Consider the following 24,162-nt stretch of genomic DNA (forward strand, 5'->3'; position numbering starts at 1 on the left):
GGCGGGATTGCCGGGGGCGAGGGGTTGGTCAGCGGGGCCGGCTCGGGCCGGGGAGCGTCGGAGACGCAGGGAGCGGCGAGGAGCTGGGCGTCTGTTGCGCCAGGGCCGTCGCCGCGACGTACAGGTGACGGCGGGTGTGGAACGGGATGTCCTTGACCGCGCGGCTCACCGGCTCGGTGGAGGCCAGGGAGGTGGTGAAGGCGGCGACCAGCGTGGTGGGTGTGCCCTGGGAGAACCGTGCGCGCCAGTAGGGCTCGCTCGGGTATCCGCCCGAGGCCGACCAGGTGGGCGAGTCGGAGTGGATGGTGGTGGTGTAGCGGTGCTGTACGACGCCGAGGTCCGCGGGGTCGCGGAAGAACTGGCTGCCGTCGGTCTTGACGTGATGGCTCCAGCCGCTGGCAAGGAGCAGCGTGTATGCCTCCTGCGCCGGGGTGTCGTCCCCGAACAGCCGGTCCTGGTCGCTGTGGCGGTCTTCGCGGTAGAGGTCGAGCAGTTCGGTGTGGACGTCGTGCAGCAGCTCGACGGGGGTGGTGGCGTCGGAGGAGATCTGCCAGGCCGCGGGGCCGAAGGGTGCGCGGTGGGCGGTGACCTTCCACTTTCCCTTGCCCCGGCTGTCGGGATCGGGGACCAGGGTGGCGAACAGCCGCAGGCAGGGGCTGGTGGCGAGGGCTGCTCCGTCGTCGGCTTGGTGCACGGACCAGTCCTCGGGGAGGGGCCAGACCGTGGCGAGGTCGACGGCTCCGGGACCGGCCAGGTGACGTGGCAGGACCTTCACCTGCTGGTCGGGGTCGAGGTTGGTGAAGGGATCGTTCGGCATGCGCGGGTCCTCAGCGGCGGCGGGCGAGTAGAGCGGGACCGGCCGCGGCCGGTGGGAGTGTGGCGGTGCTCCAGCGGGGGACGCTGCGCGTGCCGAGCGCGGGCGGGCGCCGGCTGTCGGCGGCAGCCTGCCGGACGTCGAGCGGGGTGGGAGCGGGAGGCTTCGGTGGCTCGACGGGGGTGAGCTGGGCGAGTTGGGCGAGCCGGGGGTCGAGGTGGTTCTCGTAGCGGGCGACGGGGGTGGGGTCCACGAAGGCGGCGGCGGTCGCTGCGATGAGGCGCTTGGGGGTGCGCGCGGTGAAGATCGCCTCGGCGCGGGTTCCCCAGCCCTTGGGCCCGGCCCACAGCTCCACGGATTCGCGGTCCGGGTCGGAGCCGACGACGTCGATGGTGGTTCCGGCCAGTCCGTCCGGGGCGAGGATCTCTATCTTGCCGCGGGCCAGCGGCCGTCGCTCCCATCCGGCCTCCAGCAGAGGCTGCACGGCGTCGGTCCAGTAGTACGACGGATCGGCCAGGAAGCTGTCGGTGTCCGTGTTCCACTCGCGGGCGAGGGCGCTGGTGAGTCCGTGGACGATCTCGGGAGGGGTGTTCTGGTTGAAGGTGGCCGTCCAGGTGGCACGGGACACGGCGTCCTGGGCTGCGCTGATCCGCCACACGTCGTAGTCATCGCCTGCCCAGCCGATCCTGATGCGGTGGTCGGGTGAGGTGACAACGGTCTGGAACGGCCCGTCGTCGAGGTAGTGGTGCGGCCAGTGCTTGACGGGGTCGAAGCTCGGATCGGCGTGGCCGGGCAGACCGGCGAGGTAGCGCGGGGAGACGTAGACATCTCCCTTGATCGGGGTGGGGTCGGTCATGGTCGTATCCGTCGGGGTCGGGAGGGAAGTCAGCGGGCAGCCGTCGGGCGCAGGGCGGTGGCAGCCGGTCTCGGCGGGGCGGCAGCCGTGGCCAGGTGCGATGCCGTCGGCGCCGGGCGCGGTGGGGTGAGTTCGGCCAGGACGTGGCGCTTGAGGGTGCCGCGCTGGTCGGCGTTCAGGACGGACACGTCCAGTAGGCCGGGGCTGGTCTCGAAGGGCCGCAGCCGGTGGCGGATGTGGTCGTAGGCGGCAGACTGCTCGTCGGCCAGGCGGTGCAGGGCCTGGTCGAAGAGGCGGCGGTGGGCGGCGTGTTCGGGCTCGTCCTGTTCGCGCTGGGTGATGGTCTGGGCGTACTGGCGGGCGACGCGGGTGTTCTCGGCGGTGCGCTGGTGGACGGCGACGAGGAAGCGGCGGGCGTTGAGGACGGCGAAGGCGGCCTGCCGCGGCATGGTGTCCAGGTCGGTGGTGAGCGGGCCCAGCACCGTGGTGCTGGTGGCCCCGGCGAGCGGGGCGGTCAGCTCCGCGAGTTCGTCCAGCGCGGTGCGCCAGCGGCGCAGCAGCAGTGGGTGGCGCAGTTCGATGTTGCGTTCGTCCTGTTCACGCGCGTCGGCGGCGACGGTGTTGCGGAAGGCGAGGGGGCTCTTGGCGAGCAGGTCGCGGATGGCCGGGGTCATGGTGGCGAAGAGTTAGCCCTCGCCCGCGCCCCATTCAATGGCGTCGAACACGTCGGCCGGGCCGGGCCGTTCGGTGCGCGGCTCGAGCTGGGCCGCGGTGTACTCCTGGGCAAGGAGGTGCTCGAAGCGGTCGGGGAAGGCGCTGCGCAGCCAGAGGCGGGCGGTGGCGGCGGGGTCGGTGTCCACCTGGTGTCCGGCGGAGGCGCGGTGTTCGGTGCGGCGGCGGTCGGCTTCCTCGGCGCGGGCCTGGGCCAGCGCGGTGCGGATCTGCTGGAGCTGGCGCCCGGTGCGTTCGGCGCGCGGGTCTGCGGTCCAGGTCATGCGTTCGGAGGCGACCTGCATCTCGCCTTCGGCCCAGCGCAGCGCGTCGACGAGGTCGTCACGGAAGTGCGGTCCGTGCAGCAGCTTGCGGGAGCTGCGGGGCAGGTGGCCGGTCGCGTCCGCGATGGCGGCCGTGACCAGATTGCGGAAGCTGTCCTGCAGGAGCGGCTGGAGTTTCGCGGCGCCCATGTGAGCAACGTCGTTCAGGCGTAGGGAGCGCCGCTGGGACGAGGTGGTGTGGGAGGGCTGGGGCATGGCAGTGGTTCCTGTTCAGCGGGCCGGACGCGGGGGCGATGCGCGGGTTACGCCGCGGACGCGGACGGCGGGGGCGCGACGGCGAGGGTGAGGTGCCCAAGGGCCTCCGCGGCGTGCTCCTGCGCGGCGTCGGCCGTGGGCCCGGTGGTGATCAGGAATCCGGCGCGGGCGCTGAACATGTCGCCGGCGGGCGGCAGGGTGACCGTGTCGCCGACCGCGCGCTGGAAGGCGACCCTCTCCAGCCACGGGGTGCGGGCGGCGAAGCCGGCGTCGAGGTCGCAGTGGGTCAGGGTGCCGGAGGCGCTCGGGTACAGCAGGCGGATCGCGGCAGCGCTGTGGCGCGTACGGGTGAGATCGGGGGCCCGGCCGCAGGCGGTGTCGGCGGCGGCGCGGGCCAGGTCCACGCCGGTGGCGAGCTTCACGAGGTGGCCGATCATGTCGCCGCCGATACGGGCGTTGACCTCGATCAGGCGGGGGCGGCCGTTGACGAGGCGCATCTCGACGTGGCTCACGCCGGCCGTGATGCCGAGCACCTTGATGGCTGCGGCGGCGACGGGCGCCACCTGGTCGAGCAGCGGATCGGCGGCATCGACGCTGTGGGCGATCTCCTCGAAGTACGGCGGGGCGCCGAGCCTCTTGCGGGTGACGGCTACGGCGGTGGTGTCTCCGCGGTGGGTGACGCACTCGACGGAGACCTCGGGTCCGTCGAGGTACTCCTCCACCAGCACCGAAGTGCTCTCGATGCCGTCGCGGGCGCCCGCGACGGCGAACTCGAAGCCGTGCGGGAGTTCTTCGGCGCGGTCGACACGGATGACGCCGATGCTGCCCGCGCGGGCGGCGGGCTTAAGCACGATGGGGTAGCCGATCGTCTCGGCGGCCAGTGCCGCCTCCAGCAGGGAGCGCGCGGTCATCGACGCGGCCGAGGGCACGCCGTGGCGGGCGAACAAGGTCCGGGCAGTCGCCTTGTTACGGGCGGCTTCCATGACCTCCGGGCTGTTCGTCGGCAGTCCGAGGCGCCGTGCCAGGCGGGCGGTCTGGACGAGATACCACTCGGTCCACGTCGCCACGCCGGTCAGCTCGTGCCGTTCGGCCAGAGCCTGGCCGGCGGCGGCCAGCGCCTGGGCGTCGTCGGGATCGACGATCTCGAAGTCGGCGATGAACTCCAACTCCCAGGTGGGTGCGGCGGGAGTGATCAGGACGACGTCGTACCGGGCGGCGACAGCTTCGAGGCAGTAGCCGCGGTATGCCTCGGCCTCCGGACCGGCGGTGGAAACGACAAGGATGGTGGGCAAGGACTCTCCAAAAAGAAGCAGGCAGGGGGCAGTTCGGGCACGGCGGCAAGGGTTCAAGGGGTGCGTCGGCGGCGCAGCTCGAAGGCGGAGGCCCACTGGGGGTGGTCCTCGATCAACTTCCGCGCATACAGCGCGGTGTAGTTGTTGTTGAGCCCGCGCAGCCACTGCGGGAGCCGCCAGCGCAGGTCCTCGAAGAGTTCCTTGAGCCCGATGCGGGTGGCCCCGGCAGCGAGCCGTTCGGTCGTCAGCTTCTCCAGGGCCCGGTAGACGTAGGGGGTGCGCGGCGTCGAAGGCGAGGAACTGGTCGGTGATCGTGGGCCTCGATCCCGCGCGGGAGGAGGGGCGGGCGACCGGTATGACGGCGTTGGCGGCGGCAGCGGGCACGGGCATCGGTAGATCTCCAGGGGCGAAAAGGGCGTCGGGCAGGGAGGGTCAGGCGAGACGGGTGTGAAGTCCGGGGAGGGTGCGCAGGCGCAGGAAGGCGATGCACAGGCCGAGGGCCTGTACGGCGGCGCAGATGGTGATCATGTGGCCGAGCAGGGCGGGCGGTACGGTGGCGACCAGGACGCCCGCCAGGGGGAAGGGCAGCAGGAGCAGCAGGATCGTCAGGGAGAGGGTGGCGCCGAACACCTGCTGCGGGATGAGGTGGGAGCGCAGGGTGCGCAGGACCACCGTCATGCCGCCCTCGCCGGCCATGAGCACCGCGATCAGCACGAGGTAGGCGGTGTAGGTGTGGGTGAGGGAGACGGCCAGGCACGCGCAGGCCGCGACGGTGGCCGAGAGCGCGCCGACGGGCCACAGGCCGAAGCGGTCGATCGCACGGCGGCACACCGCGACGGTCATCAGGGAGGCGACGGCGGCCACCGACCAGATCAGGCCCACGTCCGCGCTGGAGTGGCCGAACTGCTGGACCACGATCACGGGGGCCGCGGCCTGGAGCAGACCGACCGCGAGGTTGGACAGGGTCAGTCCGCAGACCAGCCAGCCCAGCGCGGGCAGCGAACGCAAGGTCGCCCATCCGGTGCGCAGCCCCGCAAGGACGGGCTGCGGCAACTCGGTCTGTCCGGTGGTGTGCTGCCGGGGGGCCAGCGCGCACGCCAGGAGCGAGAAGACGGCGATCGTGACGAGCATCCCGGCGGTCCCGGCCCGCTCCAGCAGCAGGCCGGCAGCGGCGGGTCCGGCCAGGGTGCCGACCTGGTCGATGCCCAGGAGCACCGACTGCACACGGTGCGCGCGTGCGCCGGCCTGACGGCTGGCGACGCCGCCCGCCGTCTCGGCAGCGATGTACGAGAACTCCGTGAGCACGCCGGTCGAGGCGGCGAGCAGCATGACCGTGACCGTGGTGGGCAAACCGCTGTCCAGCTGCGGCAGGGCGCCGGCGGCGGCCACGACCACGGTGGCCCGCAGCGCCGAGGCCAGTCGCAGGACGCGGGTGGTGCCGTGGCGGTCGACCATCGCTCCGGCGACGGCGAAGGCGCCCAGACGCGGCACCCACTCCAGCGCGAACGCCACGCCGGTCAGGGCCGCGGAGTTGGTGGTGGCGAGCACCAGCAGCGGGATGCCGTACGTCGTCATCGCGAAGGCGCCGGCGTCCATGCTGCGCGGCAGATAGATGCCCCGCAGCAGGGTGGGGACCGGCCGGCGGGCATGCCAGGGTCCGACACTGGATCTCACGCAGCGGGCTCCATCTCGTCCGCCGTGCGGGAGGTGCGAAGGGCCGTGTGGTGCCGGAGGCACACGTTCGATTGGAGCCAGGCGGTCAAGGCGGCCTGCGGGGCGCCGAGGGCCGAGATGGCCTCCGGGCTCAGGACCGCTCCTTGAGGGAGGAGCAGCCCGCGAGAGTTGCCGAGCCGGGCGACTGCGCGGTCCAGGGCGGGAGCCTGGCCGAGCAGGGTGAGGGTGTGCTGGACCCGGGTGACGAAGTCGCTGGCCACGGCGGGGAACTGATGGGCGCGAGCCCAGCGCGCGGCCGTCTCGTAGACATCGGCGAGGCCCTCGCCGCTGTCGGTGAGCCGGTAGCGGACTCGCTCCTGCTCATCGCCGTACACGAGGCCGAAGTCGCGGGCCCGGTCGATGGCGTGGCCGAGCTGGTTGGCCGTCATGTTCCCGAAGGCGGCCTGCAGGCTGCCGCGGCGGCGGTTGATGGGGCCGTTGTCGGCGATCTCGCTGACGAGGCGGATCAGTCCCGGCAGGGACAGCGCGCGGATGGCCTGGCGCTGGTCGAGGTCGTCGGTGGAGCGTCTGGTCATCGACGGTGGCCCCCCGCCTGGGGAAGGGCGATGGGGCGCACCGGTATCTGGTGCGAGAACAGGTCGCCGGGCTTCCAGACCGTGTGCGGCGTGGCCCGCGCCGGGGTGGACGGCGCCTGGATGGTTAGGGCAGGGGTGGTCGTGGCTGGAGCTGGGGTGGTGGGTGCCGGTATGCGGGGCTGGGTGGTCAGCCACGGCCCGGACTTCGCCTGCTTCTGCGGCGGGGCCGGGCCCCACAGGGGGTGAGTGTCGGCGTCCGGGCGTCCGGCGGCCCAGGCTGCGAGGGCCCGGTAGACGGGGGCGAGTGCGAGCCCGTTGGCGGCCAGTTCGTAGGCGCGGCCGTCCTTGCGGACCAGGCCGTCCTCGACCAGTCGGTCCACCTGGGGATAGATGTTGCTGAGCCGGTAGCCCGGCATCGCCGCCGCGGAGAGAGCCTTGGCGCTGGTGGCGCCGCGAGCCTTGAGCACCCACAGGATCGGGGTGGCGTGACGGGGGCCGATCAGTGCGAGGGTGTCTTCGATGTTCTGCGCGGGCGCGACCGTGGTGAGCGGCTCCAGCTTCCCGGTGTCCTTATTCTTCACCAGGGGCTTTTCCAGGTGGGTGTCGCCCCAGGCGGCGATCACGGTCAGGACGGGTATCAGGTCGGCGCCGCGGCCGGTCAGGCCGTAGGTCACGTGGCCCTGGGCGACCTCGGTGCGCTCGACCAGTCCGGCGTCGGTGAGTTTGCGCAGCTTGGGGTGGAGTGTGCCGTCATTGAGCCAGGACAAGCGTGGCTTGATCTCCGCGTAGCGCAGGGGCTGAGCGGACAGCGTCATAAGGATCCACACGCTCCACAGCGGGGTGATCATCTCCAGCGACTCGGTGACGCGTTGGACGTCGACCTGGGTGGAGCGGGGCAGACCGGTGGTGGCCAAGGGGGTAACTCCTAGAGCGGGGCGGACGGATCAGCGGGTGGGGGTGGCGGCGGGCTCCGTCGGCCTCGGGGGCACGGCGGTGGTGAGATCCGCTGCCTTCGAAGCCGCGGGCGGCGCGGAGGTTCGGTGGAGGCTGCCGAGGACAGCACTGACGGTCTTGGCGTGTGCGTCCCGGGTGGCGACGGATTCGGCGATCCGGCGGGCGCAGTCGAGCAGGTGACCGGCCTCGAACTTGCCGATCTCCCGTTCGGGGTGGGCCAGTTCACGCAGCCGCTGGAGCTGGAAGGTGATGTTGCGCTCGGCGAGCTGCAGATCGGTGTGGCTGCTCGTCAGGGCGGCGAGCATGGTGCCGGTCGGGCTGGCCTCGGCGTGGGCTTCGAGGGCGGCCATCGGCTGGCCGTACAGGTTCTCGATGCGTTCGGCGATGGTCTCGGACGTGGTCTGGGGCAATCGGGGGCTTTCACGGTCGGCGGGCCCGCGCCGCCCCGGCACGGGCGGGTTCCGGGGCGGGCGGGAGAGCGGTGGTGAGCCTGGGCTGGGTGAGCTGCACCGGCCGCTGGGGGCGGGTTCCGGGCGTCGGCATGGTGTTCAGCAGCCCGGTCAGTGCGGTGGCGTATCCGTCGCGGGCGGACAGGGCAACCTCCAGCCACTGCGCGTCGAACCGCAGGTCATCGGCGGACAGTTCGCCCATGTCGCGGCCGTCGGCGGTGGCATCGTGGATGCGGTCGCGGACCCGGGCGACCTGCTCCTCTGCCACCGCCAGCCAGGAGCGCAGCTCCAGGGCGCGGGTCAGGGCGGCGGACGCCTCGGGGCCCGCGGCCTGCGCGTACAGCTCGGTCAGCGAGGCGCCGAAGGCACGGACCAGCACCTCGTCCTGGCTGGTGGGCTTGCGTGCGACGCTCACCGCACCGCTCCTCGCACCGGAAGGGACGGTGCGGGCGAGGCGCTCGATACCGGTGCGGTCTGAAGGGCCGGGCTGCGGCGGGGGGCTGCTTCGGCTCCGCGCCAGGCTCCCGGGCCCCTGCGGCCCGGGGAGTTCGGGTCGGTGTAGTGGCGCACGACCATCGCCCGCCCGTCGCGCACCGCCACGGCAGCGTTGACGTGGTGGGCCAGCTCCATGACCGGGTCGTCCAGCACGTCGCCGGGGACGCTGTCGAGGGCCTCGACGAGGGCGTCCTCGGCCTTCTCCAGTACCGCCTGGGCCTCGGCGAGCATGCCGTACCACTTCACGACGACGGTGGCGTCGTTGTTGGCGTGCGGGGCGGCAGCCACCGCCTGGCGCAGGTCGTCCAGCGGCATCTGGAAGCGGGCCTCGATCTGCTGGGTGATGACACCCATCACGTCGTCGGCGTCGTCGGACACGACACGGCTCCTTTCCTTGGAATGCGTAGGCGGGTCAGGGGGTGCACTTCTCTGTTCAGCGGCGAAGTGCGTTGCTGGCGTGTGGAATTCGCCGAGCTTGCGGCTAGTCGAGGCACATGTAGACGTCGCGGTAGACGTACGAGCCAGAAACCCAGCCCTTTACGCCCGTGCTCTTGTCGGTGATGTAGTGCCAGTTCCCGCTGGTCTTGTGGACCACAAAGCGGTTGCTTCGGTAGAGCACACCGACGGCAGTGGACTTCGCGCTCACCTTGGAGCGGATCGTGACCGCGCTCGTGTGCACGGCCCACGGTCCGGGCCGGTCACACGCACGGCTGGCCGGCGCGGAGGCCGGCACTTGGGCGGATGCCGCGTTCGCGGACGTGGCACCAACGAGCGGCAGGGCGAGCGCACCGACAACGGCGACAGAGACGGCTATGCAGGGTGAGCGCATGAGGAATTGACCTCCAGAGGAGAAAGAGGGGAACGCAGAAGCACCCCCGGCCTGACGCCGGGCGGGTCGTGTTCAAGAGTCCGGAGAATCCCCGGTTTCGCTAACCGGGAATGTGCTGCTACGTTTCGCGCTTCACCGGGCGCCGACATCTCGCGGGCGCACCTCGTTGGAGATCCCGGGGTAGCTCGAGTTCGCATCTGCAGTCAGCGAGTTGGGCCGCTTCGCGGTGCGGGGGCGGCGGGAATGGCGGACGCTGGGGCGTGCCGGGTCACCGGCGGACCGGTCGGCGGGGGAGCGTCTTCGCCCGACCAGTGGGCGTGCCACCAGGCGGTGGCCTGCTCGTAGGTCGCAAAGCCGCCTTCGCGCAGGGTGTGCGTCCAGTGCTCCGTGTCGATCTCCTCCAGCAGGACCCGGAAGCGCAGCTGCGCCGTCTCGTCGATGGCGGCCAGGAGCACCGTGATCTGCATGCGGTCCGGGTCGTCCGAGGTGTAGCTGGTGACGAGGGAGAAGTGGTCGCCGTCGGAGGTGAGGCGGTCCTCCAGTGCCTTGGTGGTTTCGTCGGCCGGGGCGGTACCCATGCCGGGGCTCAGGCCGATGGCCTCCTTCGGGCTGCCGCGGGCGATGAGCCAGCTCTGCGCCATGGCCGGCAGTGGGAGTTGGTCGTGCTGGAAGCGGAAGGTGCGGGCCTGAACGTCGCGCTACAGGTGGAGGGCCACCAGCTGCGGCTCGCCGGGGATGCCCCAGGTCACCGCACCGTTGTGCAGGACGTAGTAGCTGTGCCGCTGGTCGTCGGAGTGGTGCTCGGCGAGCACGGTGAGTTCGGTGGATTCGATTTCGATGTGCTGCCAGAACTGCTCGGCGACACAGTCGCTGACGGCGTCGTAGCAGTCGAGGCGGAAGTCCGGGGATGGGGGCATAGGGGCTTTCGGGGCGGGGCACGCGGAATACGGAGTTCAGCGGCGGGCGGGGGCGGGCGCAGGCCAAGTCCCGGGCCGGGGCACGGGAGCAGCGCCGGGCGCCGGGGAGGAGCGCGGGGCGGTCAGTGCCTTGCGGCCGGTGTCGGTGAGCGTGACGGGCTGGCCCGCCGTGACCGGGTGGGAGGTGTCGCGCACCACCAGGTGGTCCTCTTCGAGGCGTTGCAGCTGGCTGTAGGGGATGCGTGTGCCGGAGGCGGTGACGACGTACAGCCGCTGCGTCAGCAGGTTCTGATGGAGCTTGGCGCCCTGAGTGATGGCGAGCAGCGCCGCAATGTCGGGCGCCGGGAGGTTCGGCACGTTACGCGGAGCGTTGTCCCGGGCGGCGGCTTCGACGGGCTTGAGCGCGGCAACCGCCTCGGCTTGCCGCCGGTTCCGGGTGCTGGCCGCGTCCTCCAGCAGGTCGACGGTCCGCTCGATGCGTTCGAACAGCGCGCTATCGACCGGGTACTGGCCGGAGGAGAGGCTGTTGAGCTGGGACCGGTAGAAGCTCACGTTGGTCACGGCCTGGACGAGGGCTCGGTGGGCGTCGACCAGGTGGGTGTGCGGTTCGTCGAGCAAGTTGCGGTCGCGGTGCTGCCACAGCCGGTCGATGCTGTGGCCCACGGCCGCCTCGATGCGGTGATCCAGCTGGGTCAGAGCCTTCTTCACCGGGGCGTTGCGGGGCATAGGGGGATTCCTTGGGGTGTCACGAGGGCCGGTGCGCGGGGCCGCTCGCGCCGAGGGGCAGGCGCACGTCGAGGTACGCTCCGTGCCGCGTCTCGCGGACGGGGCCGAGGCGGCGAAGGAGACGGAGCATCGGCTGGTTCGACGCCTCGGTGTAGGTGCTCAGCGTGTGGGCGCCTCTGGCCTGGGCGTACTGGGCGGCGTGCCGGGCCAGCGCGCTGCCGATGCCGCGGCGTTGGTGGGCATCGGCGACCTGGAGGCCGAGGTCGAAGACGCCCGCTTCCCGGCTGACGGGACCGGTGCAGACGAGTGCGAGCGGCTTGTCGTCGGTGCCGAACCCCATCCAGCACTCGGTGTGCGCCAGCATCTGGCTCAGGGTGCGGTGCGGCGGGCGTGTACGGCCCCAGCGGCGCAGCAACTGCGCGGGGGAACAGCGCTGGTGGAAGGCGTCGACGAGCGGGACGTCCTCGGCCCGCACGCGGCGCAGGGCAGTGAGGGAGGGGTGCCTCAACAGGAGCAGTCGGGCAGCGCGGCCGTAAGGGAGCTGCGCAGGTACCCCTTGAGCTGGTACGACGTGCTGATGCGGATGTTGCGGGGCCGTGCGCCGTACGGTGCCAGCAGACGGCCCAGGCGCTGCGGGGTGAGTTCGGCGTACGACCAGCGGTCTTCCGCCATGCCGGGCAGCTGACGCAGGCGGTCAGTGAGATCGGCCGAGGACATGGCGGCCGGATCGCCGTCGGCGGCGAAGACATCGAGGCACGCGTGGACGACCGTGTGCTCGGCGTACGGGCAGGACCGGCAGTCTGCCTCGTCCTCGCCGCTGTCCGCTTCGCCGTCACCGCCGTCACCGCCGTCATCGGGGCAGCAGCACGGGAGGCTCAGCCGGTGGGCCAGCTCGGCGCCAGCCAGTACGCGCAGGATGAGGACGTCGGTGAGCTGTTCCAGCTGCTCACTGGTGTCGGCGAGGCAGCCGGTCGGCTCACCAACGGCCACGGCGAGGAGCTGTGCATCCAGCTGCTGAACTCGCCGGTAGGTGTCCACGATGGCCCGGTGGTGCGGGTTCTCCTGTGGAATTTCGAGTCCGGTGAGGGCGGCCGTGAGGTCGTCGAGGCCGGAGGGGAAGTGCGTCGTCAAAGGGTGCGGTCCTTCGGGTTCGGGGAAAGAGCGGGGCGGGGAAGGCCAGGCAGCGCGTACGGCGGCGGGCCGGGCATGGGGATCTCGCGGTGCGCCTCCAGCTGCGGAGAGCGGGAGCGGGCGGCATGGGCCAGCGCGCTCGCGGGGCGGCGCGTGATGCCCAGGCGTTTGCGGGCGACGTTGTACACCTCGTGGCGGTCGCGCGGGCGCACGGCCACCACGTGGATCTCGGCGCGGTGTGCCGATCCCGGCGGGGCCGGGCGCTGGGCGTAGACGACACGCCAGGCTTTGCGGTGATCGACGTAGAGCTTGCGGTAGTCGGCGAGTTCGCCGATCAGCTTGGGGCCGAACTGCTTGGCGTTGACGACGTCCTGGAGCTGGGCGAGGGCCAGGTCGCGGATGTCGCTGGGGGCCGCCAGGAGGTCGGTCAGGGCACGCGGGTCGAAGGAGAGGCCGAAGGCGGGCCGGTGCTCGGACCCGCTCATACGCCCTGGTCAGGCTCGCCGGGCTCCGGCCGGTCCGCGGAGGCCGAGCGTATGGAGCGGAGGGAGGAGGCCGGGCCGGGCAGCAGGCGGTGCGCGTCGCGGTCGGGGTCGGTCTGGCAGGCCGAGAGCGGGCCGCCGGGGGCGCGCACCTGGGCCATGCAGTGGGTCAGGAAGTCGCGGTGCCACACGAACATCCCGGACGGCCCGGCTTCAGGGTCTTTGTGCTGCTGATAGGCCATCCACAGGGCGTGGAGCCAGGCGACGACGTCGTCGTGCTCCTGCCACTGCTTGCACCACGGGGCCGCGGTGGTGACCTCGGCGCCGTAGGTGTCGACGAGGAAGCCGTCGACCCAGTCCGTCAGCGCGTCCAGCTCGTCCTCGTACTCCTCGCCCTCCAGTTCCAGGATCGGGCGCGGCTCGGGCGGCGCCTGGATCGGCGCTCCGGGCATCCCAGGAAGGCTGGGCAGGCCGAACGCCGCGAAGGGCGAGGGGTCCGGGGGCGCGGAAAGGCTGTCGAGCTGCCGGGCCTGCTCGGCCTGCTGCTCCATCAGCTTGCGGACGCTGGCCTCGACGCTCTCCAGATTCGCGTCCGGCAGCCGGACGGGTTCCATTTCCCCGTCGTCGGGGAGGTCTATGGATTCGGGCACGAAATGGGTCTCCTTGAAGCCGCGGCCGGTGGGCGTGAATGACGGCTCCACGATCCAGAGAATCCCCGGTTTCGCTAACCGGGGATCCGGTGCTATAACGCATCGCGCGGCACGGGGGAAAGGCAGAACAGAAGCCCGCTATCACCCCGTGCCGGGCAGCGGGAGATGCTAGGCAGACAGGATGAAGTCGTCCTGGGACAAGGTCTGTTGCACGGTCTCGGTCAGCCGGTCGGCGGCCACCTCGGCGTACTCACGGGTCTTCTCCACGCCGATGAACGAGCGGCCTTCCAGCAGGGCCGCAACCCCGGTGGACCCCGATCCGGCGGTGAAGTCCAGGACGGTGCCCTGCTCGGGGCAGATCTTCACCAGCTCCCGCATCACCTCCACCGGCTTCTGCGTGATGTGCTGGCGGTTCTTGCCCGAGGGCTGCGAGGCCGAGTAGAGGCCGGGCAGGTAGACCGGATTCCGGGAGCCGTCGATGGCGCCCTTCGATCCCCAGATGATGAACTCGCAGTTCTGCGTGAAGCGGCCCTTCTGCGGCCTGGCCTGGGGCTTATGCCAGGCGAGCACACCACGCCACAGCCAGCCGGCGGCCTGCAGGGCGTCCGTCGTGGTCGGCATCTGGCGCCAGTCGGTGAACAGCAGCGCGGTGCCGCCGGGCTTCGTCAGCCGGTGCGCCTCGGTCATGATCTGGGTGAGCCAGAACCCGTATGACCTTTGGTCCATGTTCTCGCCGGTGAAGTCCGGCAGGACGTGCTTGGCGTCGGCGGAGGTGTACTTCTGCTTCGCGCTGCGGCTGGTGCGCTCCTTCGCTGTCCGGCCGCCGGAGTTGTACGGCGGGTCGGTGATGACGGAGTCGACGCATCCGTCCGGCAGTGTCGCAAGCACGCTCAGCGCGTCGCCCTGGTGCAGGGAAAAAGGCAAAGGGGATACCCCAATTCGGTTCGGGTGAAAGCGGGTTGAATCACTCCGGCTCGCGCACAGAACCCGGCGGAACAGCCGCAGACATGTCGATGCCCACGGCCCGCAATGCGGGGTGCGAGGAGGAGGAGCCAAAACTGTAGGGCACGATCCCCGGTGGAGCGGTGTCGCCGCCGAAATCCCCGGAATCAAGCCTTGATCACGTTTGATTTCGGGGACCGGGGATCTGGGCTTACTGTTTTGGAGCTGCCCGGCGGACACCGCCGTTGGCCAACTCCCCCTCTCCTGCCCTCACCGAGGTATCCCCTTGCCCGAACCCACCTGACCCCAGCCGACGCACGCACAGCGAGGTGCAACTCGCCGCGTGCGTCGGGCCCCCGATTTACCCACCACCGGCTGCCGCGACCTCCCACCCACACGCCCGCGGCGCCGGGACTTCACCTTCAAGGACGCCCTTGTGACAACTCCCTACCTACCCCTGCCTGAAACCCCGCCGCCGGGAGGCGTGCCGGATTGAAGGCGATAGCCGCCGGCATCGGCGTCGTCTTCCTCTCCCCTCTGCTCCTCGCGGGCACAGCCATGATGGTGGCCGCCGCCTCCAGCGAAGCCGCCGAAACCACCAGTGGGTTCAGCGGATGCCTGCATGACGTCGACACGGACGCCGTCACCAAACAGGTGACCAAGATCCTCGACGGAGCGTCCGGCAAGGACGTGAAGGTGGAGGGTCTGTCCCTTCCCGCCGAGCAGGTCCCCAACGCGCAGACCATCGTGGCCACCGGCCTCTCGCTCGACGTACCAAAACGCGGGCAGATCGTCGCGCTCGCCACCGCGATGCAGGAGTCACGGCTGCGCAACCTCGGCTCCGGGGACCGCGACTCGCTGGGTCTGTTCCAGCAGCGGCCCAGCATGGGCTGGGGCACCGCCGAGCAGATCCGTGACCCGGTCTACGCGAGCGAGCGGTTCTACAAGGCGCTGCTGAAGGTCAAGGGCTGGCAGCAGATGACCGTCACCCAGGCCGCCCAGGCCGTGCAGGCATCAGGTTTCCCGGACGCGTACGCGCAGTGGGAGCCGCTGGCCACCGCGCTGCAGAAGGCCATCGCCTCCACGTTCCCCGGCGGGGAGAAGGACAAGCCCGCCAAGGACGCCGAGTCCCCGGCCTCCGGCTGCGGTCCGGCCGAGGACGGCTCCTCATACGGGCGCATCCCCGAAGGGAGCGTGCCCAAGGGCTACACGATCCCGAAGGATGCCGACCCCAAGGCCCGCAAGGCCATCGACTGGGCGATGCACCAGCTCGGCACGATGTACCAGTGGGGCGGCAGCTGCACCGCGGCGCACGGCCCCGACCCGATGGGCCGCTGCGACTGCAGCTCACTGATGCAGCAGGCGTACGCGAAGGCCGACGTCAAGCTGACCCGCACCACGTACACGCAGGTCAACGAGGGCAAGTCCATCTCGCCCGACAAACTGCAGCCCGGTGACCTGATCTTCAGCCGCGGCACGGCCCAGCGTCCCGAACACGTCGGGATGTTCATGGGGGCGGGCCTCGTCATCGAGGCCCCAAAGACAGGCAAACCGGTACGTATCACCCCTCTGAAGGACTGGGCGATTCTCGCCGTCCGCCGCGTCATCTGACGCCGCTCTCCGCCCGATTCCCCGCACCGCGCGGTCCGGGCCGGCCTCTCTCGGCGCCGTTCGCGCCACCCCCCTTCCCCTCTTCCCCCTTTCGCCGGGCCGCAGTCGGCCTGCGCACGCAAGGAGCCCTGCCACACCCATGCCCATACCTCTCGCAGACCGTGTCATCCAGCTCGCCTACGACCCGGGCGTCTCCCCCAAGGGCGGCGGCCTCCCGGGCCTGGCTGTCCTGAAGAACGTCGTCAACAGCATCAACCTCTTCGGCATCGTCGCCGTCGTCGGGGCCCTGGCCGTCTCGCTCGGCGTGTGGGCCTGGGGCCACCACACCGGCGGCCACCAGGCCGAGGCCAACGGAAAGAAGGGCGCGATCGTCGCCGCCGGCGCCGCCCTCGGCCTCGGCGCGGCCAACGGCATCGTGGCGTTCTTCTCGGCCCTGGGGTCGCAGGTCCACTGATGAAACGTTCCCCCTCGTTCTCCCTGTCCTCCTATGGCGTCGGCTGGTCGGCCAACCGCCGCATCGCCATCGTCGCGATCACCCTCACCGTCCTGCTGGCCCTGGCTGCCGTTGTCGCGTTCTTCACCGGACGCGACAACGGCGGCAACTCCGAGTCCGGTTCTCCGTCCGCAGCGAACAGCGCCTCGCCCTCCGAGGAGGCGCCGAAGCCGGGCACGGGGACCGGGTCCGTGCCCAAGCCGCCCAAGGTCGCTGAGCCCGTCGCGTTCGCCAAGGCCGCAGCCCAGATGCTCTGGTCCTACGACACCCGCGACACCAGCCGCGACCAGCAACTGGCCGGCATGCGCGCGTGGATGACCAAGGAATCCGAGTACGCCGACTGGACGTCGGTCACCGCCCAGGTACCGGATCCGACGCTGTGGTCGCGCATGGCCGACAACGACCAGCACGCCACCGCGAAGGTCACCGAAGGCCACTTCCCCTCCGCGTTCAAGGCGGCCCTGGCCGACGACCCCTCCGCGATCACCAAGGCGTACATCTACGTCGTCACCGTCAACGGCAAGCAGGAAATCGCCTGGAAGAAGGGCGGCGGCGGAGCCGAGGACCGCGCCGTGACCCTGGCCGTCCAGTGCCGCCCCAGCCACGACTGCACCCTGGCCGCCATCGCCCCGAACGTCACGCAGTGACCCGCGCCTGACACCAGAAAGGAGGCCAACTCCCCGTGGGTTTCTGCAATCTCCCCCTCGCCGACAAGGTGTGCGGCATCGCCGGCGCCGCCAAGGGCGCCGTCGACTTCGCCAGCGATCCGGGCAAGGTCATCGGCGACTGGATGGCCAAGTCCTCCGGCGAACTCGCCGCCGCAGCAGCCGACCTGGCCGCCAAGGCCGTCAACGCCACCACCAAGGTCGACCTCAACGCGGACTGGTTCCGCGACAACTACGAAATGCTGCTGCCGATCGGCCTGGTCATCCTCGTAGCCACCTTCTGCGCCCAACTGATGCGGGCCGCGATGAAACGCGACGGCCAGGCCCTCACTCAAGCCTTCACCGGCACAGCCAGCGGCGTGATCTTCGCGTTCAGCGCCATCGCCCTGACCACCGTCGCCATCGAAGTCGTCGACGCCCTGTCCGACGGCTTGTTCAAGGCATCCAACCTGTCGATCGAATCGGCCGTGCGCCGCATCGTCAAGGTGAACCAGATCCCGGCACTCGCCGGCCTGGGCTGGCTCGTCGCGGTCTTCGCCGCCATCGGAGCCGCCATCGGAGCATTCCTCTACTGGTGCGTGATGATGGTCCGCAAGGTCGGCATCCTCGTCATGGTCACCCTGGCCGTGTTCGCCGGAGCCGGAGGCGGCTGGGAAGTCGCCCGCCGCTGGCGCCGCGGCTGGATCGAAGCCACCGCGACCTTGGTCGTCTCCAAGTTGCTGATGACCGTGATCTTCGTGCTCGGCATCGCCGCCATGGGCAAGACCGAGGCCGAAGACGGACTCGGCGCGCTCGCCGACGTCATGTCCGGCATCGTCATCATGGTCCTGGTGCTGCTCTGCCCGTACGCGACCTTCAAGTTCGTGCACTGGGCCGCGGAAGGCACATCCGGCGAGGACATCCATCGCGCCGGTGGTGCCGGCGCCCAGCTCGCCAAGCAGCACGCCGAGCGCGCAGGCCGCAAGGCCGCCGCCATGGCGGCCACCGCCGGAACCGGTGGCGCGGCAGCCGGAGCGGGCGCAGCCCCGCAGGGACCTGACTCGGTGCCCGGCGGCGGCTTCCCCGGCGACATTGCCGCCAACCCCACCGGCGGCAGCGGCCAGGAATCCGGCAACTCCGGCGGCTCCGGCGGTGGCCAGGGCATGAAGGACGGTCTGGAGAAAGCCGTCCAGCCTCCGCCCACGCGCCCCAGCGATGACACCAGCGGCCAGTTCGGCGGCGGTCCCGGCCAGGGCGGACCCGGCTCAGGCTCGGGCTCCCCGTCCGGTGGCGGGTTCCTGTCCAACCCGGCGGGCTCGTCCACGCCTCCGCCGCAGGGCGCGCCCCAGGCTCCGAACTCCACGTCCTCGTCCGGCGCCAACGGAGCCGGAGCACCTCCTCCGCCGCCTCCGCCCACCGGCATCTGACCCCGTCCCTCACCCCGGAGCGGCACACACCACGCCCTCGTGTGTGCCGCTCCGGCCCCGCCCGCGCACCACCGGAACGGCCTTGTCTGAACTTGTCATCACTCCCCTCACGGTCAAATTCCCCCACAGGTCGAAGCGCGGCATCCTGCTCGGCCTCACCCTCCCCCAACTGATCTTGGTCTCCTCGGCGTTGGCGCTGCTGCTCGTCACGGTCGTCAGCACCGGGCTGCTCGGCGCGATCGTGCTCGCGCCGCTGTGGGCCGCGGTCGCGGCGCTGGTCGCCATCCGCCGCAACGGCCGGTCCCTGATCGACTGGGCGCCGATCGTCGTCCGATTCGCCCGGCGCCGCCGCAGCGGGCAGATCCTGTGGCTGGCCCGCCCGGTCACCCGGCCCCGCCACGACGGCACCCTGCACCTGCCCGGCACCGCCGCCTCCCTGCGCGTGGTCACCCCCTCGGACTCGGCCAACGGCGCCGCCGCGGTCCACGACCCTCACCAGCAGACGCTGACCGCGGTCGCCCGCGTCTCCTCCCGCGCCTTCGCCCTGCTCGACCCCGCCACGCAGAACCACAACGTGTCGGGCTGGGGACGGGCACTGGCGGGCATCGCGCGGACCGGGCATGTCGCCTCCGTCCAGGTCCTGGAGCGCACGGTTCCCGACAGCGGCGACACCCTCGCCCGCCACTGGGCCCAGCAGGGACGCCCCGAGACCCCGGTCGCCGGGCAGGTGTACTCCGATCTCGTCGCCTCCGCCGGCCCGACCGCCGCCCCGCACGAGGCATACCTGGCGATCAGCCTCGATCTGAAGGCTGCCAAGCGCCTGATCAGCCAGGCGGGCGGCGGCTTCCCCGGCGCGTTCACGGTGATGGAGCAGACCACCAGCGCCATCGCCCAGGCCGCCCGCAGCGCGGGGCTGATGGTGACCGGCTGGCTGACCGCGCGGGAGATCGCCGCCGTGATCCGCACCGCGTACGACCCCAAGGCGCTCTCCGGCCTGCAGCAGTGGTCCGAGAGCGGCCGGGCCGAAGCCGATCCGGCGGCTGCCGGGCCCGTCGTCCAGGTCGAGGAGTACGACCGGGTGGCCACCGACTCCGCACGGCACGCGACCTACTGGGTCGAGGACTGGCCCAGGACGGAGACCGGCGCCGGATTCCTGCACGGGCTGATGTTCACCGCCGGCGTGCGGCGCAGCCTGTCCCTTATATACGTGCCCCAGGCGTTGGAGTCCGCGATGCGCGACGTCCAGCGCAAGAAGGCCGCGATCATCTCCGATGCCGCCGAGCGCTCCCGGCGCGGCCAGGTCGACTCCGAGGCCGACAGCGTCGAGTACGCCGACGTCAAGACCCGCGAGCGGCAGCTGATCGCCGGGCACGCGGACGTCGCCCTGACCGGGCTGCTCACCGTCTCCGCCGAGACCGACGCCCTGCTCGATGCCGCGTGCGCGCAGATCGAGACCGCCGCCGTCACCGCCCAGGTCGATCTGCGGCGCCTCTTCTACCAGCAGCCCGACGCCTTCACTCTCGGTGCTCTCCCGCTCGCCCGGACCGCGCTGTGACGCCCCGCCCGCGCCCGGGGTACCTGTTCGACGAACTCCGCAGTCTGCTCGCCCCGGTGCAGGACCTCCAGCGGCGCCACCAGCAGCAGCTGGACGCCCACCGCACCGACGACGGAGAGGTGATCGAGGACGAGTACGCCGCGTACGACGACGCCCGCCTTGAGGCAGCCATTGAGGCCAGCGACGCCCTGGACGGCCTCGTGGCACAGCTCGAACTACTGGTCGCCGACCCGCCATGCCGCGCCTTCACCCTCGCCCTGCGCGGCCCCGGCGCTGACGAGGGCCACATGCCCTGGCTCTTCGTCGTCAACGGCACCGACCTGGACGACGCCTACCAGAAGCTGAGCCAACTACCCTCCTTCCAGCAGTGGTTGGAGAACGTCCGCCACCCAGGCGCCTCCAGTGACGACGAGAAGGACCTCGTCGCCGGCCAGAGCCACCCGGGGCTGCGCGTACCCGGGACCTACATCGACCTGCGGCAGGAACAGGCCCGCGTGCTGGCCGGACGCGCGCCTGCGCGCAGCCCCCGCACACCACCCGCACCACCGCCGCCAGCGCCAGGACGCGCCCGCTGATCTCCCCTCGCCCCCTGCCGCCCGGCACGAAGGACTCCTCCTTGACCGTCCCCTCTCCCGCCACCGACGCCCACCCGTATCTGCGGGCCGCCAGCGCCGGCATCCGACACCACACCCGCGCCCTGGCCCCCCGCGGCCAGGTCGCTCCCGTACCGGCGGACCGCGCCCACCTCGACGCACTCCACTCCCATCTGATCGCCCTGCACCACCTGCTCGACCAGCTCGCCACCGCGACCCGTCCCCCTCATCCGGCCGCCGGGCGCCACCTGACCACCGCGGGCAACCACTTGTGGCAGGCCGCAGCCGCCGCTCACGACGCCTTCCACCTCGTACCGGCCGTCCATGCACCGTCTGCGGATGACGCCCAGTGCCATCCCGAGCGGCTCCCCGAAGGCCCACCGGTACTGACCATCTGCCAGCGCCACCTTGCCGCTGGCTACCTCGTACGCCGCACCACCACCCCCACCGACCTCAACCGCCCCCTGCACGGCCACACCACCACCTGCGCCCAGTGACTCCCCTTCCTCGAAAGGCCCTTGCATTGCGCATGATCAAGCGCTCCGCCTCCACCGCCGCCATACTCACCGCCCTCGTCGGCACCGCCGCGGTCGCCACCGCCACCCCGGCGTCCGCCGCCAGCTACCACTGCACGACCAGCACCAAGTCCGTCGACGCCGCCGCCTACGACGGCTTTTGGGCCGACAACTGGGACTTCACCGTCAAGGTGTGCGCCAAGCAGTCCGGCGACTACCTCTACAGCTACGCATCCACCTCCTGGGACGGCCCGGTGTACGGGCAGGTCGATGACTCCTCGATCTTCGACAGTGCGTACTTCAAGGTGCAGGCCAAGAAGTCCGCCCCCGGCACCGACCCGGTCCTCAAGTCGGCCAACTACCACGGCATCGAAGCGAAGTTGGAGAACAGTGACGGCAACGCCAACTACAACAACCACTACACGACGCCGGTGCTGAAGACGAAGGTCGGCTCAGCCCGCGTGCTCACCGACGGAGAGCTGTACCTCGACTGGAACAACGACGGCAACGGCTACGGACGCCACCAGTTCACCGCATCACCGGTCGCGTGATCGCCCGCCGCCCCGACCGCCGTCACCTGAAAGCCACTCCGTCATGAGCCACCGGCCCGCCCGGCGCGCCCGCCGCGCCTCGGCCTCTCCCCTGTTCACCCCGCACGGCACCGACCGCGCCAGCCGCAAGGCTGCCCGCCGCCAGCTCGCCGAGGCCGCCGCCAAGGCCCGCGCCGAAGCCGCCCAACACCCAGCCGGCACCGAACCCGCCGAGCAGGAGATGCCACTCCCTCTCTTCCCGCCCGGCGGTCGCCCCGGCCCTTCCTCCGCCCGCGGCGGCAAGCTGAAACTGCCCGCGCACCGCATGACCACCGCCACCGTCGCGGGCGCCTACCCCTTCCTCGCCGAAGGCGGACTCGGCGCCGAGGGCATCTACATCGGCCGCGACATGCACGCCGAAGCGTCGTTCTGCTTCGATCCGTTCGCCCTGTACGGCAAGGTCGAGGGCTTCACGAACCCCAACGTCCTGCTCGCGGGGGTGATCGGCCAGGGCAAGAGCGCCCTGGCCAAGTCCTTCGCCCTGCGGTCGGTGGCATTCGGCTACCGCGTCTACGTACCGTGCGACCCCAAAGGGGAGTGGACCCCGGTAGCCGCAGCCCTCGGCGGCACCTCCATCGCCCTCGGCCCCGGCCTGCCGGGCAAGTTGAACCCCCTGGACGCCGCCCCGCGCCCGCCGTCCGTCTCCGAGACGGACTGGGCCAACGAGATCCGCAAACGCCGCCTGCTGCTCCTCGGCTCCCTGGCCCGCACCGTCCTCGGGCGGGACCTGCTGCCGATGGAGCACACCGGACTCGACGTCGCCCTGGACGCCGTGGTCACCCGCGCCACGGCCACCGGACGCACCCCGTTGCTCGGCGACATCGCCACCATGCTCAACAGCCCGGACGACCTCGACGCTGCGGGCGGACTGATGTCCGGCCGCCTCGGCGATGCCTCCCGCGACCTGGCCCACGCCATGCGACGCCTGGTGCACGGCGACCTGGCCGGCATGTTCGACGCCCCCTCCACCGTCACGTTCGACCCCAACAGCCCGATGCTCACCATCGACCTGTCACGGCTGGGCGGATCCGGCGACGACACCGCCCTCGTCCTCGCGATGACGTGCGCGTCGGCCTGGATGGAATCCGCCCTGTCCGACCCGAACGGCGGCCGACGCTGGATCGTCTACGACGAAGCCTGGCGCCTCATGCGCCACCCCGGCCTCCTCCAGCGCATGCAGTCCCAGTGGAAACTGTCCCGCGGCCTGGGCATCGCCAACCTCATGGTCATCCACCGGCTGTCCGACCTGCTCACCGCAGGCGACGCCGGATCCCGCGGACGCGCCCTCGCCGAGGGCCTGCTCGCCGACTGCTCCACGCGCATCATCTACCGCCAGGAGACCGACCAACTCCATGCCGCCGCCGCCCTCTTGGGCCTCACTTCGGTGGAGAGCGACGCCATCTCCCACCTCAACCGCGGACGCGGCCTGTGGAAGGTCGCCGGACGATCTTTCATCGTCCAACATCTCCTCCATCCGCACGAATTGTCACTATTTGATACAGATGCGCGAATGCATTGAAAAGCTGACAAGTCATACAAAGCAGCCGATTCGATCGGCTCAGGCACTCACACAGGACAGGGATGTACGACACCTCCACCTACCCCTATGACATTCGCAGCATCAACCCCGACTGCCTCCGGGCATTGGCTCGGAGCCTCGAAAGAGTCGCGGACCAGCTCCCGTCGTCCGTCGCCGCAGGGCAAGGTGAGGCCATCAGCAGCGCGCTCGGTGCCGCTCTCGTGCGTGTCACCTGGGAACTGGGCCGCATCGCCGATGACCTGGGCAGCAGTTTCAACGGCAAGGGGAGTAGCCACGACCTGCATGCGACGGCCGTTCGCCAGTGTGCAGCGCCCCTGGGGCTCGCCCAGCACCACCTGGCCAAGGCCATGGACCTCGTCGCCTCCGACCACCGCTTCTTCGCGGCCCCCACGGACGCGCAGACCGAAGCCCCGAAAGGTCTACTGCTGGCCTTGCAGCAGGACATCGACCACGCCCGCGACGCGATCTACGCAGCCGCGGACCAGTTCAGGATCAATGCTTCGCTGCTAGGGAGCCGCACCATCACCGGTACGCCCACGCCGATCTGACGGCACTACACACAGACCCCGGAGGCTCATGAATTTCGATGCCCAGCGCGAACTGATACCTCGCGACGACACCCTCCGCATGATCGGCGCACTCAACGACCTGAAGGTCAAACTCCGTGACTCCGCCGAGAAGTGCCAGCTCCTGGACGACACCGGCCGTGTGCCGGCCCTGCCGTCCTACATCGAACTACTCCAACATGCCGCCGATGCACAGGCCCTCTCGCACGACGTCATCCGGATGACTGGCGAATTCGCCCGGAGCACTCACAGCACGAACCGCGTCGGCAGCTCCGTCCTCGCCCACCTCGCGACGGCAGCCACCATGTCGAGCCATGCGGCGCCGCACTTCGCCGAGACCGCGGAGAGCGCCCTGTCCCTGCCCCGGTCCTCCGGCCCGACCGACCGGCAGTACCGCGAGAACCGCATGGTCATCGGCCACGCCACGGCGCGCGCCTACCTGCGGCGAACGTCGGAATCGCTCCGCGACGCGGCCAAGGAACTCGACGCCCACCTCGACTTCCACCAGTTCTTCCCGGCACCGGCCCGCCAGCAGACCCCCGCGACCCCAACGCCCCGGCCGAGTGCACGCCACCGCTAGCGCACACCGAAG

General features: G+C 70.9%; 31 protein-coding genes and 1 pseudogene. 11 read left to right on the top strand and 21 right to left on the bottom strand.

The window, feature by feature from the left end:
* Positions 1 to 28: 28 nt before the first annotated feature.
* The 21 genes and pseudogenes from AB0L89_RS21735 to AB0L89_RS21835 all read right to left on the bottom strand — a co-directional run bounded on the left by AB0L89_RS21735 (position 29) and on the right by AB0L89_RS21835 (position 14,018).
* Complete coding sequence (locus AB0L89_RS21735) at positions 29 to 817, bottom strand: DUF317 domain-containing protein (RefSeq protein WP_365143177.1); 789 nt, start codon at positions 815 to 817, stop codon at positions 29 to 31.
* A gap of 10 nt (positions 818 to 827) precedes the next feature.
* Entirely contained in the window at positions 828 to 1,670 is an 843-nt protein-coding gene (locus tag AB0L89_RS21740) for a DUF317 domain-containing protein (RefSeq protein ID WP_365143179.1), read from the bottom strand.
* A gap of 29 nt (positions 1,671 to 1,699) precedes the next feature.
* Positions 1,700 to 2,344 carry a hypothetical protein gene (locus tag AB0L89_RS21745; RefSeq protein WP_365143181.1) on the bottom strand — a complete coding sequence of 215 codons (645 nt, stop codon included), beginning with the start codon at positions 2,342 to 2,344 and terminating at the stop codon, positions 1,700 to 1,702.
* 12 nt (positions 2,345 to 2,356) lie between these two features.
* Positions 2,357 to 2,920, bottom strand: coding sequence for a hypothetical protein (locus AB0L89_RS21750; RefSeq protein WP_365143183.1), 564 nt, complete (start codon positions 2,918 to 2,920; stop codon positions 2,357 to 2,359).
* Between the two features lie 47 nt (positions 2,921 to 2,967).
* Positions 2,968 to 4,203, bottom strand: a complete 1,236-nt coding sequence (locus AB0L89_RS21755; protein ID WP_365143396.1) for an ATP-grasp domain-containing protein — start codon at positions 4,201 to 4,203, stop codon at positions 2,968 to 2,970.
* Positions 4,204 to 4,265: 62 nt separating this feature from the next.
* Positions 4,266 to 4,602 (bottom strand): annotated as a pseudogene (locus tag AB0L89_RS21760) (hypothetical protein).
* 42 nt (positions 4,603 to 4,644) lie between these two features.
* Complete coding sequence (locus AB0L89_RS21765; RefSeq protein WP_365143185.1) at positions 4,645 to 5,886, bottom strand: MFS transporter; 1,242 nt, start codon at positions 5,884 to 5,886, stop codon at positions 4,645 to 4,647.
* Complete coding sequence (locus tag AB0L89_RS21770; RefSeq protein ID WP_365143187.1) at positions 5,883 to 6,461, bottom strand: hypothetical protein; 579 nt, start codon at positions 6,459 to 6,461, stop codon at positions 5,883 to 5,885. The genes AB0L89_RS21765 and AB0L89_RS21770 overlap by 4 nt, the downstream gene beginning before the upstream one ends.
* Positions 6,458 to 7,375, bottom strand: a complete 918-nt coding sequence (locus tag AB0L89_RS21775) for a winged helix-turn-helix transcriptional regulator (protein ID WP_365143189.1) — start codon at positions 7,373 to 7,375, stop codon at positions 6,458 to 6,460. The genes AB0L89_RS21770 and AB0L89_RS21775 overlap by 4 nt, the downstream gene beginning before the upstream one ends.
* A gap of 30 nt (positions 7,376 to 7,405) precedes the next feature.
* Positions 7,406 to 7,825, bottom strand: coding sequence for a hypothetical protein (locus AB0L89_RS21780; RefSeq protein ID WP_365143191.1), 420 nt, complete (start codon positions 7,823 to 7,825; stop codon positions 7,406 to 7,408).
* Between the two features lie 10 nt (positions 7,826 to 7,835).
* Positions 7,836 to 8,279, bottom strand: coding sequence for a hypothetical protein (locus AB0L89_RS21785; protein ID WP_365143193.1), 444 nt, complete (start codon positions 8,277 to 8,279; stop codon positions 7,836 to 7,838).
* Complete coding sequence (locus AB0L89_RS21790; protein WP_365143194.1) at positions 8,276 to 8,737, bottom strand: hypothetical protein; 462 nt, start codon at positions 8,735 to 8,737, stop codon at positions 8,276 to 8,278. Before AB0L89_RS21790 ends, AB0L89_RS21785 begins: the two co-directional genes overlap by 4 nt.
* Before the next feature lie 103 nt (positions 8,738 to 8,840).
* Complete coding sequence (locus tag AB0L89_RS21795) at positions 8,841 to 9,038, bottom strand: SH3 domain-containing protein (RefSeq protein WP_365143196.1); 198 nt, start codon at positions 9,036 to 9,038, stop codon at positions 8,841 to 8,843.
* A 353-nt stretch (positions 9,039 to 9,391) separates the two neighbouring features.
* Entirely contained in the window at positions 9,392 to 9,829 is a 438-nt protein-coding gene (locus AB0L89_RS21800) for a hypothetical protein (RefSeq protein ID WP_365143198.1), read from the bottom strand.
* A 57-nt stretch (positions 9,830 to 9,886) separates the two neighbouring features.
* Positions 9,887 to 10,105, bottom strand: a complete 219-nt coding sequence (locus AB0L89_RS21805) for a hypothetical protein (RefSeq protein WP_365143200.1) — start codon at positions 10,103 to 10,105, stop codon at positions 9,887 to 9,889.
* 36 nt (positions 10,106 to 10,141) lie between these two features.
* Positions 10,142 to 10,831, bottom strand: a complete 690-nt coding sequence (locus AB0L89_RS21810; protein WP_365143202.1) for a hypothetical protein — start codon at positions 10,829 to 10,831, stop codon at positions 10,142 to 10,144.
* A 19-nt stretch (positions 10,832 to 10,850) separates the two neighbouring features.
* Positions 10,851 to 11,339, bottom strand: a complete 489-nt coding sequence (locus tag AB0L89_RS21815; protein ID WP_365143204.1) for a GNAT family N-acetyltransferase — start codon at positions 11,337 to 11,339, stop codon at positions 10,851 to 10,853.
* Entirely contained in the window at positions 11,336 to 11,962 is a 627-nt protein-coding gene (locus tag AB0L89_RS21820) for a DUF3631 domain-containing protein (protein WP_365143206.1), read from the bottom strand. The genes AB0L89_RS21815 and AB0L89_RS21820 overlap by 4 nt, the downstream gene beginning before the upstream one ends.
* Positions 11,959 to 12,447, bottom strand: a complete 489-nt coding sequence (locus AB0L89_RS21825; RefSeq protein ID WP_365143207.1) for a hypothetical protein — start codon at positions 12,445 to 12,447, stop codon at positions 11,959 to 11,961. Before AB0L89_RS21825 ends, AB0L89_RS21820 begins: the two co-directional genes overlap by 4 nt.
* Positions 12,444 to 13,058, bottom strand: coding sequence for a DUF4913 domain-containing protein (locus AB0L89_RS21830; protein WP_365143398.1), 615 nt, complete (start codon positions 13,056 to 13,058; stop codon positions 12,444 to 12,446). Before AB0L89_RS21830 ends, AB0L89_RS21825 begins: the two co-directional genes overlap by 4 nt.
* 204 nt (positions 13,059 to 13,262) lie before the next feature.
* Entirely contained in the window at positions 13,263 to 14,018 is a 756-nt protein-coding gene (locus AB0L89_RS21835) for a site-specific DNA-methyltransferase (RefSeq protein ID WP_365143209.1), read from the bottom strand.
* A gap of 510 nt (positions 14,019 to 14,528) precedes the next feature.
* Between AB0L89_RS21835 and AB0L89_RS21840 the strand changes: the two genes are divergently transcribed.
* The 11 genes from AB0L89_RS21840 to AB0L89_RS21890 all read left to right on the top strand — a co-directional run bounded on the left by AB0L89_RS21840 (position 14,529) and on the right by AB0L89_RS21890 (position 24,150).
* Positions 14,529 to 15,647, top strand: a complete 1,119-nt coding sequence (locus AB0L89_RS21840) for a C40 family peptidase (protein WP_365143211.1) — start codon at positions 14,529 to 14,531, stop codon at positions 15,645 to 15,647.
* 139 nt (positions 15,648 to 15,786) lie between these two features.
* A complete protein-coding gene (locus tag AB0L89_RS21845; protein ID WP_030359178.1) occupies positions 15,787 to 16,101 on the top strand; it encodes a DUF6112 family protein in 315 nt (104 codons plus the stop codon).
* Positions 16,101 to 16,787 carry a hypothetical protein gene (locus tag AB0L89_RS21850; protein ID WP_365143214.1) on the top strand — a complete coding sequence of 229 codons (687 nt, stop codon included), beginning with the start codon at positions 16,101 to 16,103 and terminating at the stop codon, positions 16,785 to 16,787. The genes AB0L89_RS21845 and AB0L89_RS21850 overlap by 1 nt, the downstream gene beginning before the upstream one ends.
* Before the next feature lie 35 nt (positions 16,788 to 16,822).
* A complete protein-coding gene (locus AB0L89_RS21855; RefSeq protein WP_365143216.1) occupies positions 16,823 to 18,211 on the top strand; it encodes an ATP-binding protein in 1,389 nt (462 codons plus the stop codon).
* An 82-nt stretch (positions 18,212 to 18,293) separates the two neighbouring features.
* Positions 18,294 to 19,766, top strand: a complete 1,473-nt coding sequence (locus AB0L89_RS21860) for an SCO6880 family protein (RefSeq protein ID WP_365143218.1) — start codon at positions 18,294 to 18,296, stop codon at positions 19,764 to 19,766.
* Positions 19,763 to 20,341: a hypothetical protein gene (locus AB0L89_RS21865; RefSeq protein ID WP_365143220.1), complete on the top strand. Its 579-nt coding sequence runs from the start codon at positions 19,763 to 19,765 to the stop codon at positions 20,339 to 20,341. Before AB0L89_RS21860 ends, AB0L89_RS21865 begins: the two co-directional genes overlap by 4 nt.
* A 41-nt stretch (positions 20,342 to 20,382) precedes the next feature.
* Positions 20,383 to 20,856, top strand: a complete 474-nt coding sequence (locus tag AB0L89_RS21870; protein ID WP_365143222.1) for a DUF6238 family protein — start codon at positions 20,383 to 20,385, stop codon at positions 20,854 to 20,856.
* Positions 20,857 to 20,888: 32 nt separating this feature from the next.
* Positions 20,889 to 21,425 (top strand): hypothetical protein, encoded by a 537-nt coding sequence (locus AB0L89_RS21875; RefSeq protein WP_365143224.1) that lies wholly within the window; start codon positions 20,889 to 20,891, stop codon positions 21,423 to 21,425.
* 43 nt (positions 21,426 to 21,468) lie between these two features.
* Positions 21,469 to 22,983, top strand: coding sequence for an ATP-binding protein (locus AB0L89_RS21880; protein ID WP_365143226.1), 1,515 nt, complete (start codon positions 21,469 to 21,471; stop codon positions 22,981 to 22,983).
* Positions 22,984 to 23,045: 62 nt separating this feature from the next.
* Complete coding sequence (locus AB0L89_RS21885; RefSeq protein WP_365143228.1) at positions 23,046 to 23,552, top strand: hypothetical protein; 507 nt, start codon at positions 23,046 to 23,048, stop codon at positions 23,550 to 23,552.
* A gap of 28 nt (positions 23,553 to 23,580) precedes the next feature.
* Positions 23,581 to 24,150 (top strand): hypothetical protein, encoded by a 570-nt coding sequence (locus AB0L89_RS21890; RefSeq protein WP_365143230.1) that lies wholly within the window; start codon positions 23,581 to 23,583, stop codon positions 24,148 to 24,150.
* Positions 24,151 to 24,162 lie beyond the last annotated feature (12 nt).

The organism is Streptomyces sp. NPDC052114, assembly GCF_040680155.1.
Classification (GTDB): domain Bacteria; phylum Actinomycetota; class Actinomycetes; order Streptomycetales; family Streptomycetaceae; genus Streptomyces.